Source organism: Psychrobacter sp. PAMC 21119 (assembly GCF_000247495.1).
In the GTDB taxonomy this organism is placed as follows: Bacteria; Pseudomonadota; Gammaproteobacteria; order Pseudomonadales; family Moraxellaceae; genus Psychrobacter; species Psychrobacter glaciei.
In genome coordinates, this window is the sequence record NZ_AHVZ01000034.1 from 19,569 (window position 1) to 34,877 (window position 15,309).

The 15,309-nt window shown below is 42.6% G+C and carries 12 protein-coding genes and 2 CRISPR repeat arrays; of the genes, 5 read left to right on the forward strand and 7 right to left on the reverse strand.

Annotated elements, in window-relative coordinates:
• Positions 1-94: 94 nt before the first annotated feature.
• The 4 genes from RH96_RS11480 (at position 95) to RH96_RS11495 (ending at position 4,020) form a co-directional block, all read left to right on the forward strand.
• On the forward strand, positions 95-1,477 hold the full coding sequence (locus RH96_RS11480; protein ID WP_010201085.1) for a DASH family cryptochrome: 1,383 nt from the start codon (positions 95-97) through the stop codon (positions 1,475-1,477).
• A 69-nt stretch (positions 1,478-1,546) separates the two neighbouring features.
• Positions 1,547-1,984, forward strand: a complete 438-nt coding sequence (locus tag RH96_RS11485; protein WP_010201086.1) for a DUF3429 domain-containing protein — start codon at positions 1,547-1,549, stop codon at positions 1,982-1,984.
• Between the two features lie 211 nt (positions 1,985-2,195).
• Entirely contained in the window at positions 2,196-3,437 is a 1,242-nt protein-coding gene (locus tag RH96_RS11490) for an NnrS family protein (RefSeq protein ID WP_010201087.1), read from the forward strand.
• Between the two features lie 70 nt (positions 3,438-3,507).
• Entirely contained in the window at positions 3,508-4,020 is a 513-nt protein-coding gene (locus tag RH96_RS11495; RefSeq protein WP_010201088.1) for an Rrf2 family transcriptional regulator, read from the forward strand.
• 113 nt (positions 4,021-4,133) lie between these two features.
• On the opposite strand, the gene RH96_RS11500 is transcribed toward RH96_RS11495, so the two are convergent.
• From RH96_RS11500 to csy1, 7 genes are all read right to left on the reverse strand, one after another.
• Positions 4,134-4,880: a hypothetical protein gene (locus RH96_RS11500; protein ID WP_010201089.1), complete on the reverse strand. Its 747-nt coding sequence runs from the start codon at positions 4,878-4,880 to the stop codon at positions 4,134-4,136.
• 462 nt (positions 4,881-5,342) lie between these two features.
• Positions 5,343-6,089 carry a hypothetical protein gene (locus tag RH96_RS11505; RefSeq protein WP_010201090.1) on the reverse strand — a complete coding sequence of 249 codons (747 nt, stop codon included), beginning with the start codon at positions 6,087-6,089 and terminating at the stop codon, positions 5,343-5,345.
• 146 nt (positions 6,090-6,235) lie between these two features.
• The gene (locus tag RH96_RS11510; protein WP_010201091.1) at positions 6,236-7,177 is read right to left on the reverse strand and encodes a dienelactone hydrolase family protein; all 942 of its coding nucleotides are present in this window, start codon (positions 7,175-7,177) and stop codon (positions 6,236-6,238) included.
• A 204-nt stretch (positions 7,178-7,381) separates the two neighbouring features.
• Positions 7,382-9,151: direct repeats of the CRISPR family, unit length 28 nt; unit sequence TTTCTAAGTCACCTGAGCGGTGATGAAG.
• 98 nt (positions 9,152-9,249) lie between these two features.
• A CRISPR array of direct repeats spans positions 9,250-10,477; the repeat unit is 28 nt; unit sequence TTTCTAAGTCACCTGAGCGGTGATGAAG.
• 178 nt (positions 10,478-10,655) lie between these two features.
• Entirely contained in the window at positions 10,656-11,273 is a 618-nt protein-coding gene (gene cas6f, locus RH96_RS11515) for a type I-F CRISPR-associated endoribonuclease Cas6/Csy4 (protein WP_010201099.1), read from the reverse strand.
• 3 nt (positions 11,274-11,276) lie between these two features.
• A complete protein-coding gene (csy3, locus tag RH96_RS11520; protein WP_010201100.1) occupies positions 11,277-12,320 on the reverse strand; it encodes a type I-F CRISPR-associated protein Csy3 in 1,044 nt (347 codons plus the stop codon).
• Between the two features lie 85 nt (positions 12,321-12,405).
• The gene (gene csy2 / locus RH96_RS11525) at positions 12,406-13,353 is read right to left on the reverse strand and encodes a type I-F CRISPR-associated protein Csy2 (protein ID WP_010201102.1); all 948 of its coding nucleotides are present in this window, start codon (positions 13,351-13,353) and stop codon (positions 12,406-12,408) included.
• The gene (gene csy1 / locus RH96_RS11530; protein ID WP_010201103.1) at positions 13,350-14,708 is read right to left on the reverse strand and encodes a type I-F CRISPR-associated protein Csy1; all 1,359 of its coding nucleotides are present in this window, start codon (positions 14,706-14,708) and stop codon (positions 13,350-13,352) included. The genes csy2 and csy1 overlap by 4 nt, the downstream gene beginning before the upstream one ends.
• 312 nt (positions 14,709-15,020) lie before the next feature.
• Between csy1 and RH96_RS11535 the strand changes: the two genes are divergently transcribed.
• Positions 15,021-15,302 carry a type II toxin-antitoxin system RelE/ParE family toxin gene (locus RH96_RS11535; RefSeq protein WP_010201104.1) on the forward strand — a complete coding sequence of 94 codons (282 nt, stop codon included), beginning with the start codon at positions 15,021-15,023 and terminating at the stop codon, positions 15,300-15,302.
• Positions 15,303-15,309: the final 7 nt, after the last annotated feature.

The window sequence follows — 15,309 nt, forward strand, 5'->3', positions numbered from 1 at the left end:
AACACGCCCTAAGTATGTGTTATACCGTATATGATATTTTAAGATTAAAAATTAAAAATAATAAATCATCGCTAAACAGCCAGAAGGATAGGGTATGTCAAATCAAGCAGTGAACAACTCAGAGAATAACAATGTCACATTGGTACTATTTCATAATGACTTGCGGGTAGCGGACAACGCAACTCTGCTAAAAGCATCTGAAATATCCACTAAAGGCAAATTGTTGCTAGTTTATGCGTCATCGTTGACAGATATATTAGATAGTAAAGACCATTACGATGCCTATCGTTACGACAGTATTGGCCAAGCCCGCCAGCAGTTTTTGCATGAGAGCTTGGCTGATTTAAATGCGTCACTGATACAGCGTGGTAATAGGTTGCTGTATTTACAGAAAGGCAATGAAGCATTGAACGTCTTTACTCAGTTGAGTAATCTAATAGCGCAGCAACAAGTGACAGATATCTGCATCAGTCAAACGGCAGATTATAATCAAAACAAAGTATATGACCTTCTACAGGCGAAATATCCAGAGATACATTGGCATATAGATACAACAGCTACTTTATTTGATGAGTTGCCGTTAGAGCAGTTGCCCAAAAGCTTTACGCAGTTTCGTAAACAAATAGAAAGTGATTATGATTTGCTGCATGCCGAAAAAGACATAGCGATTTATCCAACGCCAGAATCACTTGCTCCATTGCCTGAAAGTATGCAGAGTAGGGACGAGTACTTTTTTGAATCTCAGTTGTCTAATCAGGCAGGGCGTGATGAGCCATCACAGCAGCCATCCAGTTTTAGAGGTGGGGAGTTAAATGGCCTCAAGCACTTAGATGCTTATTTCTGTTCCGATGCACCCAGCACTTATAAAACAACCCGAAACGCGTTAGATGACTGGACACATTCTACGAAGTTCTCCGCTTGGCTTGCAAACGGCTCGCTGTCTGTAAACACAGTATTGAATCGTCTACGTCGCTATGAGCGCGATATCATCGCAAATGACTCTACTTACGGGATATGGTTTGAGCTGCTGTGGCGTGAGTATTTCTACTGGTATGCTACTACCCATAAAGAAAAACTATTTTGGTTTAAGGGCATCGCTCAGCACGCGCCTTCAACCCAATTGGACGAAAATCTGTTAGCGCAATGGAAGAGTGGTACAACACAATATCCTATCGTCAACGCTTGCATGAATCAATTGAGTACGACAGGCTATATGTCGAATCGCGGGCGACAACTGGTTGCTAGCTGCTTTATCCATGAGCTAGGGCTTGATTGGCGTTACGGGGCAGCTTACTTTGAGCAACATCTTGTTGATTACGATGTTGGTAGCAATTGGGGTAATTGGCAGTATCTGGCAGGCGTGGGTGCTGACCCAAGAGGATGTAGGCAATTTAATCTCAACAAACAAACCCAGCAATACGATCCAAACGGTGAGTTTATCCGTCAGTGGCAAGGCAACACTCAAAAGAGTGATTAATGTATGTTGAAAACTTCCACTCAACAGGTGACAGCTATTATTAGATTAATCATAAGATAGGTTCGAACAATGAAAAAACCCAGTCCTTATTTGACTTTTGCAGGTGTTATTCCATTTATAGCCTGTGCATTTTTATTGATGATAGACGTTGTTACCGTGCCTATACTTGGCTCAGTAGCCAATATATTGAGTGCTTATGGTCTAGTGATTGCATCATTTATGGCAGGCGCGCATTGGGGTAATCATTTAGATTTAGCTGATGGCAATAAGTGGGCTGTTAGGCTGCCTATATATAGCAATGTGATTGCGCTTGGCCTTTGGCTTGGTTTTTTAATCTTATCAGCCATTAGTTTTATTTGGCTATTAGTGATTGGGTTTATAAGTCTGTTGGTTATCGATTATAGTCTGCATCGAGTGCAGATTATCAGTCATGCTTATTTTAAAGTAAGGCAGTATGTCACGGCGATAGTGGTCGTATCGTTAGTCATCGCGGCATTACAGTTGTAAGTGGTATTGACTAGGTCATGGCCAAATACTAGCTAAAGAACAGCCAGCTTGCTTTCTCTATTTTTATACTTGGGACGCAGATTTTAGAGATTCCCGTAGGCACTACACTTTAATGGATAGAATATTTCAATAATCAGACTAAATAACTATAACATTCATTTAAAATGAATGTTATAGATGAAGCCATCTATATTCTTTTAAGAAGATGGTTATGCAATCTATCAAGTTACCTAGCAAACCACCAAGCTCTCCGCATCCTATTCTTAACCTCAGCTTTCGCATATTTTTCAGTGCTGCTGCGCTATTTGCTGTGGCAACGATGCTGCTATGGGCTTTTGTGTTTACTGGTCATACAAATATCGATGCACAGGTATTGAACCCGTTGTATTGGCATGGTCACGAGATGATTTATGGTTATGCACTCGCAGTGATTGCTGGGTTTTTGCTAACCGTGGTGAAGACTTGGACAGGGGTGATGATGCCGCATGGTTATAAGCTGTTAGGTATCTTTGTCTGTTGGCTAATGGCGCGTTTAGCATGGTTGGCTTTTGGGCTTGGTGTCGCTATTGCGGGGAGTAGTGTGTGGTTACTATATGCAGCGGCACTATTTGATATGTTGTTCATCGGAGCGATGGCCTTTGTCATATGTCGTGCAGTGCTACAAGTTAAGCAATATAAACAAATGGGAATTTTGGCAAAGCTGGCGCTATTAACACTGGGCAACGGGCTGTGCTACTGGGGCATTATCAGTGCTGATATGGCCATTACCAGAGTAGGTATATATCTAGGCTTTTACTTAATCATTGGTCTGGTATTGACCATCGGGCGACGGGTCGTTCCTTTCTTTATTGAACGCGGATTAAGTGGGAATAGTACAGACAATGTAACGCTACGTAATAGTAAAATTCAAGATATCGCCAGCTTAGTGTTTTTCTTCGCTTTTTTTATGACTGATTTGTTTTATCCTAATAAGTACTTGCTGACGATCACGGCACTTGGCGTAGCCGTGGTCAATATCATTCGTTTGCTAGGATGGTATAATCGCGGTATTTGGCAAAAGCCATTGTTGTGGTCATTGTATATTGCGTTTTTAGGAATGTGTCTGAGTTTCTTATTGTATGCATTACAGCCTTGGCTAGGTTATCCGCACAGCATCGCTATGCATGGACTGGCGATTGCTGGTGTTGGTATGATGACCGTGGCGATGATGACGCGGGTATCGCTTGGACACACGGGTCGCAGTATTCATCAACCACCAAGAACCGTCAATGTTATGTACGGTTTGATGGTATTGGTATTTATCAGCCGAGTGTTATTACCGCTGGTCGATATGAGTCATTATCTATTATGGATTATGGTGGCTCAAAGCGCGTGGATTGCTTGCTTTGTATTATTTTGCATCAGTTATTTGCCGATGTTGACACGACCGAGACCAGACGGCTTATTCGGGTAATGTGCTTTAGCTCATCAATGTTGAAACCGTAAAATTTTAATACTCTCAAAACAGACAGGAGCGTGAATCAATGCGATTAACCAATTATAGTGACTACGCACTGCGCTCATTAATTTACTTAGCAGTGAAGCCAGATCAGCACTCATTGGCTAATATCAGTGACATAGCAGACAGCTATCATATCTCTAAGAGCCACTTAACCAAGATTATTCATCAGTTGGGTCAGCTCGGGTACATTGATAGCGTCCGTGGCAAAAATGGCGGTATTCGGTTGGCGTACGCCCCAAAAGATATCAACTTAGGCGTACTGATTAAACAAATCGAACCAGATTTTGCGTTGGTAGAATGTTTTGCCGCGCAGTTGCCCAATACCGAGACAAAACCTCATTCAACAGGCTTACCCATCACCTTGATAGCGGAATCAGCACCGACGCCTGCTTTGGGCTGTGTAATTAGTCCAGTCTGCCAATTAAAAGGGGTGTTTTTTGAAGCGCTCACCGCATTTATTAATGTGCTCGAGCGTTATACATTGGCAGATATTCTGAACAATGAAGATGAGCTGGCGACATTGCTGTTTCGATAATCGCATGTTTTATAAAGTCATTGGCTTAAAAAACGGGTCGCTACATTAGTAAATACAGTAATAGCGACCCGTTTTTATGTTTATCAAAGACGTCGGTCAAAATGCGATAAAAGCTATGCTGTTTCTAGTTTGGGACGAGCTTTCTTAATGGCTTTTAATAAGGCCTTTTCAAACTCGCCTTCTTTGAACTGAACCAGATAAGAATGCGCCGCGCAGAAATTGCGAACATCGCGCCATTCGTGTGCCAAGTTGGTCGCCCAATCGCAATATTGTGCACCAGAATTTGGCTCGTTTGTGAGGGCTTTTTTGGTAGTAGGGTGCAATATCAGCTCAGGTAATACTGCCTCTAGTAATTTCATTGGGGGACTCATAAAAGTGTCATCAACGTGTAAGCTCTGGCTGGCAGGGTGATAAGCCAATAAAGAACCTGCATGGATCATCTCGTTAGGCGAGATATAGTGGACACCTTCAGATAACGAAAATTTTAATTCAGGGTAGCGCTGTGCTACTGCTTCGCTCTCAACCAAATCCTCTGCCCACTTAATCTCTGGCATTTTTTTATGATGACGGCTGCTGCCATACATAGTGGCTTGCGGAAAGTCCTTTGCCATTTGTGCACAGTGTACCGTATGGAAGGGATGAACATTGAGCACGGCTTCAACATCTTGACCATTATTGGTTAGTGCCATGACTTCATCTCGAACGTCACCCGTCAAGGCGTAACTGTCCAAAAATATAAAGCGTCCCGATGCCAGCTTGACCAGTGAGCATTGAGTGCCGATATTTAGCACGCCACCTATGCGAAAGCTTCCGCGTATGTTCCAAAATCCTGAGCCTAAATCTATAATTTTGTCTGTCATAAATATTGTTCCTTAATTGATCAATGATGAGGTGTAGCAATTTAATAGGGTAGTTATGGGTGGCTATAAAAATAGTAAATCACTAAATATAAATCACTAAATATAAGTCACTAAATATAGTCAGTGAAAAGTAATATCGATACATTACGCACTACTGATATCATTTTTTTTGCTTGCTGTGCCTGTGCAGACAGAGGCTACAAAAAATTGATATCAGCAATATCGTCGCGTTTTGGGGTATTTTGACTATACAAGCAACTATAAATACCAAGATATGGATAATGACGTATGACAGGCGTAAAGTCTGTTATAAAAAGGATGTCAGAGAGGGCAATATTCCATCGACACCATGAGTTCAATAGAAATTGTGATGAACCACCCATATTTTTTCAGAATTTTTTGATGTTGATAGCTTTTTTACGCTTGTTATTTATTATTGTTTCTTGGATTTTTTTAAGTCATTCAAGCTTTTTCAAGCTCAGGACGGGCGCTGTCAATAGTAGCCAATAGCGCCGCTTCAAATTCACCTTCTTCAAACACTACTAAACCTGAATGCGCACTACAAAAATTACGCACGTCACGCCAGTCATGCGCCAAGTTGATGGCCCAATCACAATAATCTTTGCCAGCATTTGGCTCATCTTTGAGTGCTTTTATGGTTGTAGCATGTAAGTTTATACCTGCTTGTACCGCATTAAATCGCTTCGAAGGTGGCGTCTGGATGGTATCGTCGACATATAGACTTTGGCTAGCAGGATGAAATACCAAGAGCGAGCTTGAGTGCACAGAGTCATCAGGGGCAATATAGTGAATGCCTTTTGGCAGTGAAAATTCAAGCTCAGGATAACGCTCGGCGACCGCTGCACTTTCAACGTAATCTGCGCTCCAATTCACTTCTGGCACTTCCTTATGGTGACGTGCACTGCCATAAAATAGAGCATGTGGAAATTCTTTTGCTACTCGCGCACAGTGCACCGTATGAAAAGGATGCACGTTGAGTACCGCTTCTATGTCCTGCCCATTATTGGTCAGCGCCATCACTTGCGCGCGGACCTCCCCAGTGAGCGTATAGCTGTCTAGCATTACAAACTTTCCAGAGGATAGTTTGACCAATGCTGATTGATTGCCTATATCGATCATGCCTTGTCTGACGAACGAGCCGCGAATATTCCAAAAACCTGCACCCAAATCATGTATCTGGTCTTTCATTGTAGACAGTCTCCTTTAAGTCATAGCCAATTTAAAAGTCATCGCTAAATTTAAATTTTCTTAAGCCGTATTAAGTTTTCTTAAGCCATAATAGTACGCAAATAAAGGAGTAATTAAAGCAAATGTCACCATTCCTATACACCGCTTTACGAACAGTCTTTATAATCATAAGCGGAAATGCGAGGGTTCTTGCTGTAGTTTTCGTTGGCACATAAAAATTTATCGAAGCGTGTGTCATTATTGATATAGCGCTGCATCCACGCGATGCCAGGCTTACTCAGCAGTATCTCGTTAAAGCGGTAGGTTGGACAAAAATGACTGCCATTGTTCACCTCAATCTTCATCTTGGGGCCGGTGGCATTATGATAAAAAACGTTGGTATATTTCTCATTAGTGGCAATACGGTCACGCTCGCAGGCGATGACTAAAGTTGGTGTCTTTACCTCGCCATAGCTTTTGTCATGATAGGGTGCGAGTGGCATAATGGCTCGTACTGTGCTGCGCTCCTTTGCCAGCTTAAGCGCACCGCCACCGCCCATAGACCAGCCGATAGCGCCCAATCGCTTAGGATCTATCTTATTGCCAACGGTATCATCAGCAATTATGTGGTCTAGTGCGGCATTCAATTGAGCCGCTCTACTATCCGGATCGTCGTAGATAGAGTTGGTATCGATAGTGATAACGACGAATCCCCAAGAAGCCAAACGCGGTCCCCACCATTTGATAGCAGCCTCGTAAGACACGTAACCCGGAACCACAGCGATAGCACCTGACAAGCCGCAACCGATAGCATCGGTCGGGTAGTGAATCGTGCCACCACCGAAGCCCTTTGCTGATTGGCGCGCAACGTGTTTGGTACTGACAGAGAAGGGACCGTTATCACGAGTATCAGAAAGCGCCGCTGCCGTGATTGCGCTATCTGCAATACAGTCTGATGGCACTGTTGGTAATGTTGGCACTGTGGGTAATGCTTCGTTTGCTGAAATAGTCGTGGTTTCTGATAAGCTGACTTCAGCCAAAATTGGCATAGAAAAAATCAGCGCGCCCATGGCGATAGTGGCTTTTTTAAGCCAAGCATTTTTTATCATGATAAACAGTCTTTTGTATGAGGGTTGTGTCGTAATGAAGGGTTTTAAGTCACCTAAATTGATATTATAGCTATTGGCAAATCCTATTTAAAGGTGAGTAAGGATAAGTAAGTGTCTGGGAGGTACTTACCCGCAGCGAAAGGCGAAAAGCTATGCTTTGAGTAAACTGCGCATCTAAAATTGACATGCAATTTTTTAACGATGCTCATAAGTCACCTGAGCGGTGATGAAGACGGCTGACAGTGTTGCTAAGCTTGGCGTTTTTTTCTAAGTCACCTGAGCGGTGATGAAGAGAAAACACAGCGTTCGACTTGCTAGAGATTATTTCTAAGTCACCTGAGCGGTGATGAAGACGGCTGACAGTGTTGCTAAGCTTGGCGTTTTTTTCTAAGTCACCTGAGCGGTGATGAAGATCAAGTTGTTGCTGTCTTGTCTGCTGTGATATTTCTAAGTCACCTGAGCGGTGATGAAGTCTTGTCAGCAATGCGCTGTGCTGTGGCTTTGTTTCTAAGTCACCTGAGCGGTGATGAAGGCCTCCTTTTGAACGTGAACGTGGCAAGCGGTTTTCTAAGTCACCTGAGCGGTGATGAAGGCTGGTCAATGTACCCATTAATCCGCGACCTTTTTCTAAGTCACCTGAGCGGTGATGAAGATGACGGTCTTTGTTGTAAAGGCGCATCATATTTTCTAAGTCACCTGAGCGGTGATGAAGAGCGATATCACTATGACCAACTTCTTTACTACGTTTCTAAGTCACCTGAGCGGTGATGAAGTCGGAGTAGGAGTGGGAGTGGGTGTCGGAGTGTTTCTAAGTCACCTGAGCGGTGATGAAGAAAAGCTAGAAGCCAAGGAGCAACCTGAGAAATTTCTAAGTCACCTGAGCGGTGATGAAGACAATAAATCAAACGCTGTTCATTAACAGATATTTCTAAGTCACCTGAGCGGTGATGAAGATCTTAATAAGTCTTTAGACTTGATGAGTCAATTTCTAAGTCACCTGAGCGGTGATGAAGTCAGCTAACGCCTTAACGTGGACGTGGTAAGTTTTCTAAGTCACCTGAGCGGTGATGAAGTGAGCCATAGCTTGGATAATGCTGTGGTCATTTTTCTAAGTCACCTGAGCGGTGATGAAGATGCTACGCTTATCTGGCATCAGGCTCATTTTTTTCTAAGTCACCTGAGCGGTGATGAAGACTCTGCTGTTCTTCTTCATAGCTATGCACCATTTCTAAGTCACCTGAGCGGTGATGAAGATAGAACCCGGATACGCTTCTTTTGTTGAAACTTTCTAAGTCACCTGAGCGGTGATGAAGATGGTGTACGGCTAGATTCAACGCAGCCGAACTTTCTAAGTCACCTGAGCGGTGATGAAGTTACAGCTCTCAGTAATAATTGCAGCGTAAAATTTCTAAGTCACCTGAGCGGTGATGAAGATTCATCATAATGACCATAAGTAATGTAATCATTTCTAAGTCACCTGAGCGGTGATGAAGGTTAAGTATGCAGATTGGGCGTGGGAGCAAGGTTTCTAAGTCACCTGAGCGGTGATGAAGGATGACTGAATAATGCTATCACCCCAGCCTCGTTTCTAAGTCACCTGAGCGGTGATGAAGTTGCACAGCTCCCAAGCTATGTGGTTTTAACTTTTCTAAGTCACCTGAGCGGTGATGAAGAAGGTTTACATCCCACTGCTGCCTCATTGCTTTTTCTAAGTCACCTGAGCGGTGATGAAGCATTCCTTGACTGTAGACGACCTATTGTTGCATTTCTAAGTCACCTGAGCGGTGATGAAGAGAAATACCGAGCTAGCGAACTCTTATCGCTTTTTCTAAGTCACCTGAGCGGTGATGAAGTAGCCTCGTCGAACTCTAACAAGGTTTTACGATTTCTAAGTCACCTGAGCGGTGATGAAGAAATACGCCAGTTTCTCAGCGCGTCCTTAGCTTTTCTAAGTCACCTGAGCGGTGATTTCTTTCTATTCAAATTTACGTTGATATTCTCACTATCAGCAAATCCTATTTAAAGGATTTGCTCTTGCGCATCTAAAATTGACATGCAATTTTTTAACGATGCTCATAAGTCACCTGAGCGGTGATGAAGTTTCCTCGTAAGTCTGACAGTCTAAACAACACTTTCTAAGTCACCTGAGCGGTGATGAAGGTCATATTGCGAGAGAGCTTACAAAGGAATTATTTCTAAGTCACCTGAGCGGTGATGAAGAACCTATGTGCTTACGTCATGTCGATGTTTCATTTCTAAGTCACCTGAGCGGTGATGAAGCGTTAGGCAGCTTCTTTTTTCTTTTGCTGTATTTTCTAAGTCACCTGAGCGGTGATGAAGTAACCTTTAACGCTAAACCTGTAAAACTGGTATTTCTAAGTCACCTGAGCGGTGATGAAGTTAAATTAATCACACTAGGGAGTGATAAAGATTTTCTAAGTCACCTGAGCGGTGATGAAGTACTGGAGAATATTTAATGCCCGTCATTCTTTTTTCTAAGTCACCTGAGCGGTGATGAAGTGAATGGTCTTGATGGTAGCGACGGCGCTAAATTTCTAAGTCACCTGAGCGGTGATGAAGTATCCGAGGGAATAGGACTAACATCTTTTAAGTTTCTAAGTCACCTGAGCGGTGATGAAGGTAAATAATACCCCTCAGGTGGTGGGTTTTCATTTCTAAGTCACCTGAGCGGTGATGAAGTTACTTTCATGGCTATGCCAGTAAAGCTTGTATTTCTAAGTCACCTGAGCGGTGATGAAGTCGGTCATCGCTTGCCACCTTTTTTGTCGTGCTTTCTAAGTCACCTGAGCGGTGATGAAGGATGACGATGAGTATCAAGACATTATTTCTATTTTCTAAGTCACCTGAGCGGTGATGAAGCTACATCACCAAAATGCGAGGCGTTTTTGATTTTTCTAAGTCACCTGAGCGGTGATGAAGCGTGCCGCTTGTACCTGATTCGCTTAACTCGTTTTCTAAGTCACCTGAGCGGTGATGAAGCGCTGTGCATCAGGTTTGGTGTGAGCAATTAATTTCTAAGTCACCTGAGCGGTGATGAAGGTCATGTGCGACCACTATTCGGGCGTTTTCATTTTCTAAGTCACCTGAGCGGTGATGAAGATAGGTTATTAGGTAGCTCCTGATAACTGGTATTTCTAAGTCACCTGAGCGGTGATGAAGGTCAAAAAAGATTTTGTTGTTCTTATCGTTAATTTCTAAGTCACCTGAGCGGTGATGAAGCTTGACCTTGCATAATAAGGTGGATAGCTTATTTTCTAAGTCACCTGAGCGGTGATGAAGAGGAATTATACCTCGAAAAAATTAGCCATAACAAGGCATGGAGGGCAAAATACCCTAATTTACCCTCCATTTTTAGCCTTATCGTAACTATTTGATAAATAAGTAAATTTTTAAATAGCTCAAAAAAAGGGTTTTTACGCCTAGTTTTTGGGTAATTCGTCATTACCATAAGTACAAATCACCAATGCGGCACGGTGACGCTGTCAACTTTGTTGTTCATACCATAACTATTGAACGATCCTTTACAAGCGCTGTCAGTTACTTCTTGAATGATTGCCAGTTTATAGGGTTGTTGATTGGTCTCGCTTTTTAAGTTGATATGAGGGTAGGGCTTATTGTCCTGTTTGTGTGCAGCACAGTGTACAAGCGCTGCCTCTAAGCTGATGTCTTTGTATTTAGCAAATTCTTCAGCTTGCTTGAGCGGATTTTTTGGACGATAGCGGCTGACCACCAGATGACCTTTTGCCTTATCACCGACCTCACTAATACTTTTAATATGCACATAATCAGTTAGTCTTGATAGCCGACCATTGAGATTTAGTGTTTCTAAATCCTTTTGGCTGAGCGCAAACACTCGTAGTTTAAGTCCAAGCTTGGATGATTTGCCTTTATCATCATAGTGATAATCAGGAAAGCCAATACCGATTGACTCGATACCTTGCTTATTCTTAATGTCAGCCAAGCCAATATGCAATTGGGTGAATAATTTGCTCCAAATGAAATAAGGCGCAATATCAGGGTCAGGAATGATGGTTATTTCTTGGTAATGGGTCAAGCTTGAATATGAAGTGCTCATGAATTACTCCTTACCGCTGGCACCGAACACGCCGCCACGAATAAGCACGCCCATCACATAGTGTTGCTGGCTGGCATCTGGCGTTTCACCTTTGAGTACCCAGTTGTCAAATAGGCTATAAAAGTCCATTTTGTCTTTAGGCTGGCGGAATGCTGTACCCATAGTCGTAACCGCGCCATACGGTTCGATGGCAATAGGGAACTCGGCATTAGTATACCAATCATCAATAGTGCGAATGGCGTTGCTGACTTTTTGTGAGTGCATGCCAGCATTGTCCTCCGATCCTTTTCGATCACTGACACGGTATAGGACTTTGCTTTTTTTGCTGCCTGTGTCGAGTATCAATTCCTGCGACGGGTAGACCTCTTGACCGTAACCAATGATGGCACAAGCTTCTACGTACAGAATAATAAACGCATCATCATTTAGACCTGCTTTTATCCAGTCAGCTATTTGGTCGACTTTGGCATCACTTGCCTTAAAGTCCTTTAAGCCATAGCTCTTAGCATCATCTATACTGATGGTTTGGTCATTGCACTTTACAGTAACGCTGATTTTTTCTGCGCCCACACGGTTGCGCCACAGCCATCTGGCGTTCAGAATATTAATGGCATAGCGACGCGCCAATTCATCTAAGCCTTGATTTTCAACGTAATCGGTAACGACTTGTTGTAGGGCTTGTTGATAGTTTTGATCATTACAGACATTGGGTTTGCCTGTGAATGGCAATACTTTAAGACTAAAACGCGCAATGAGCGTGTCGTTGTCTTCGTTCAATGCTGCTGAATCCACAGTTTGTAGATTGGCTTTTTCAGTCTCGGCATCTAGCTTCGCAGGGTCAGTTTTATTAGGGTTTTTGAGACGATTGCTAATCGTGCCGCGCACTGATTTTTCTTTAACGGTCACGGGTGAGCGTGATAGCTTTTTGTCTGCATCTGTTGATTTGATATTAGCTTGGCTGTTGGTTTGCCATAAATAGGCATCTGAGACATCAAGGTTGCGTTCAAAGGCTAGAACGGAGGCAGTTTTCAGGGCTGACTTTGACATGTGTTTCTCCATAAAGGTTATTGTAACTGCATTAAAATTTAAAGTTTGAGGGTTATCCAAACGGTTACTGTTCAAACGAGCTTTATCAGTTGCCTTTATTCTGAGTCACTAAATAAAGGTTGTTAGCGTCATCATGGTGTTGGTACCAAAGGGCATCGGCTAGGTTGTCTATACGGTGAGGAAACACCCATTTACCCAGTCCATAGATGGACTCTACGTACTGGCTCGGGTATTCAGGGTTGCGTACATTTTGCATCATTCCTGATTCATAACACTCTGATATCGCTTGAAATCCTATCGGTATCGGCACCAGCCAGCCTTTACCTTGTTTGACAGATTGGGTCTGCCAACTGCTTGTCCCGTTACCATTATCGATGGGAGTATGATGTAAGGTAGCCGTTGCAATTAAAGCGTCCAAAGCACTGGCTTCAGGATTGCTTTTTCGTAATTGTTGGGTGATATCTGTAAGCTCTTGTTGGGCATTCATTAATATAAAAGCAGGTAATAATGACTGTGTTAACTCTTTTATTTCACTGTCTTTTACAAAGGTTACAGGCTTAAACCTATCCAGACCAATGACACTACCACCAGCCAAGCGCTGTTGTTGCACTTTAATATTGATCGTCTTTAAGAGGCAGTCTTGCTCCTCTGGTTCGAGATCATCCTCAGCATATATCCCAATGACTAATGAGACACGTAGATGACAGCGACCCTCTTCAATAATCGATGCGGTCTTACCTGACCTTAAGATAGGGTTACGGGTTTGATTAAAGGTGTACTCTTTATAGCTGGCTTCGCGATATATTTGTGGTTGGCATTCATAACAGCTGATCAAAACACCGTCTAAGCTTATCTTTTCAAGTTCTGGGATAGCGCTAATCTTACGGCTTAGTGCGTGAATAGCGCCTGTAAAACCAGTGATGGCTGGAAATCCATAAGTAATGGGGCTGGAAATGGCATTGGCATTTTGCACACGTATGTTTTTGATAAGAACGTAACCCACCAGCTCTTTGTCAGGATAGAGATAACTCATCGAAATGCTCCTTGTCCCAAACGCTTAGATTCTGTTAAGGCTATTTGCATCTCTTTTTCCCATTCATTGTGCTCTGGATCATCAAAATCATTTTTAATTTTTGGAAATTCCTTTTTCAGTAACTCCTGTAGCCAGCTTGCAAACTTCTTTTCGATCTCTCGTTGCCAATCGCCTTTTTCAAAGTCGGCTTTGAAGGTTTCTTCATCGGCTAACGCACCTCGATGCGGGTCGAGCCACAATTTTTCGGCATAATCGAGTTGATGGTAAGCTATCGACCATCCCGCAGGACGGTTAGTTTGGATGGTATTGGTGATCTTTAATATCTGTAACAATAAATCATCTAGGATAGACTTTCGAGCATCACGGAGGGTCATATTATTATGGTTGGCGGTGATGATTTTATAGAGTGCGTCTAACGTTCTGCGCGTCTTGTAAGCCATAGTTTTGGCATTAAAAATACTACGAGCATGTTTGCTAAAGGGCAAGGCTTCAGATTGAGTAAAGCTTGGGGGTAGGGACGGCAGCAAATAAGTTTTGCCTCTTTTTTTACTCATCAATTGACTGACACCTTGAGGGTTACTCCCACCAATGTTAAGCACCGCCAAATCATGAATAGTAAGATAGGGTTTTTGTTCCTCCGTCACTTTGCTCCTGTTCTTTTTAGCCAAAGCATTCTCATCTGAGAATTTAATAGTTTGAATATAAGTAAAAATATAATGTGTCAATGAAGCAGGATATAAAGGCGCAAGGCAAACATAGCTGTCTGCACTAGGAAACAAAATCTGCTTGTTGTACTCGTCTATAAAAGGGGTGTCAATATGGGCGATAACCAGCTTATAAAAGACGCTATTAATGTGATCAGACATTTTACTATCCGAATGAAATGCGCCTTTCAGTGCGGCGTTTTGATTTTTAATGAGGTCACCAATCGTTATATTGTCTACTACGATCGTTTGTACGAACGCAGCAAAAGGTAAGGCGGCGGCGTTACCACTAGCATCGATGATAGGATTAGCCAGAGAATGGTGACCAGAAAAAGGTCTGTCGTCAGAATCAGATAAAGGTACATATATGAGATTGTCACCTTTAGAGCTGGCATGAACGCCTTTGGATATATGCGTACCAAAGCTCAGCTGTGTACTCATCCAGCCACTGGCGTATGCCATCCATGTGTCTTGTGCGTATTTTTCTTCAGATTTTTTGAGTTCTGCTTCTATCTTTTCACTAGCTTCAACATCATTGTCTTGCAAAGCTTTTTCTAAGCCTTTTAGCATTGGCATGGCTTTTTTATCATATTGTGCGCTTAAGAAGCTATTAATAGCCTGCTTAATTTGCGCTTGGGTGATATTTTCCATTTCATAAACCTTGAGTTACAATAAAAATCATTTAAGTTGTATTGAGATTAGCATAGTTCTATAGATAACTTACGAGCGTTGTTGAAGAACTGCATATCAGTTTTAGACGTGCAAGAGAAAGTCCTTTCAGTAGAATTTTCTGAGTGATTATCCAGTAGGAAAATCGTAGATTTTCCCTTGCAACGAGCTGAACATTTCCCAAATATTCAGAATACCCTCGTCTCACACCGCACAGGTGACTTATCAAATTGCTATTACTTACGCATGGCGTTATTATATAGCCATGCCTTAGTTGTTCAAAGGACAATGATTATGATTGCCTCTTTTGCGGATAAGGCTACGGCAGCAGTATATTTTGGCAAGCGAGCCAGACGTATTGCCCCCGATATTTATAGCCGTGCAAGAGCTAAATTGCACATACTAGATATCACAGACAATCTTGACGACTTGCGGCTACCGCCAAGCAATCACCTCGAAAAGCTCACTGGTGATCGTGATGGACAATATAGTATTCGCATCAATCAACAGTGGCGCATTTGTTTTGACTGGCAAGAGGGTCACGCTGACAATGTCGAGATAGTCGATTACCACTAAGGAAATC

What these genes read in the sequence shown, in the direction of transcription:
- RH96_RS11480 (WP_010201085.1), top strand. Translation starts at nt 95, where the DNA reads ATGTCAAATCAAGCAGTGAACAACTCAGAGAATAACAATGTCACATTG.
- RH96_RS11485 (WP_010201086.1), top strand. Translation starts at nt 1,547, where the DNA reads ATGAAAAAACCCAGTCCTTATTTGACTTTTGCAGGTGTTATTCCATTT.
- RH96_RS11490 (WP_010201087.1), top strand. Translation starts at nt 2,196, where the DNA reads ATGCAATCTATCAAGTTACCTAGCAAACCACCAAGCTCTCCGCATCCT.
- RH96_RS11495 (WP_010201088.1), top strand. Translation starts at nt 3,508, where the DNA reads ATGCGATTAACCAATTATAGTGACTACGCACTGCGCTCATTAATTTAC.
- RH96_RS11500 (WP_010201089.1), bottom strand. Translation starts at nt 4,880, where the DNA reads ATGACAGACAAAATTATAGATTTAGGCTCAGGATTTTGGAACATACGC.
- RH96_RS11505 (WP_010201090.1), bottom strand. Translation starts at nt 6,089, where the DNA reads ATGAAAGACCAGATACATGATTTGGGTGCAGGTTTTTGGAATATTCGC.
- RH96_RS11510 (WP_010201091.1), bottom strand. Translation starts at nt 7,177, where the DNA reads ATGATAAAAAATGCTTGGCTTAAAAAAGCCACTATCGCCATGGGCGCG.
- cas6f (WP_010201099.1), bottom strand. Translation starts at nt 11,273, where the DNA reads ATGAGCACTTCATATTCAAGCTTGACCCATTACCAAGAAATAACCATC.
- csy3 (WP_010201100.1), bottom strand. Translation starts at nt 12,320, where the DNA reads ATGTCAAAGTCAGCCCTGAAAACTGCCTCCGTTCTAGCCTTTGAACGC.
- csy2 (WP_010201102.1), bottom strand. Translation starts at nt 13,353, where the DNA reads ATGAGTTATCTCTATCCTGACAAAGAGCTGGTGGGTTACGTTCTTATC.
- csy1 (WP_010201103.1), bottom strand. Translation starts at nt 14,708, where the DNA reads ATGGAAAATATCACCCAAGCGCAAATTAAGCAGGCTATTAATAGCTTC.
- RH96_RS11535 (WP_010201104.1), top strand. Translation starts at nt 15,021, where the DNA reads ATGATTGCCTCTTTTGCGGATAAGGCTACGGCAGCAGTATATTTTGGC.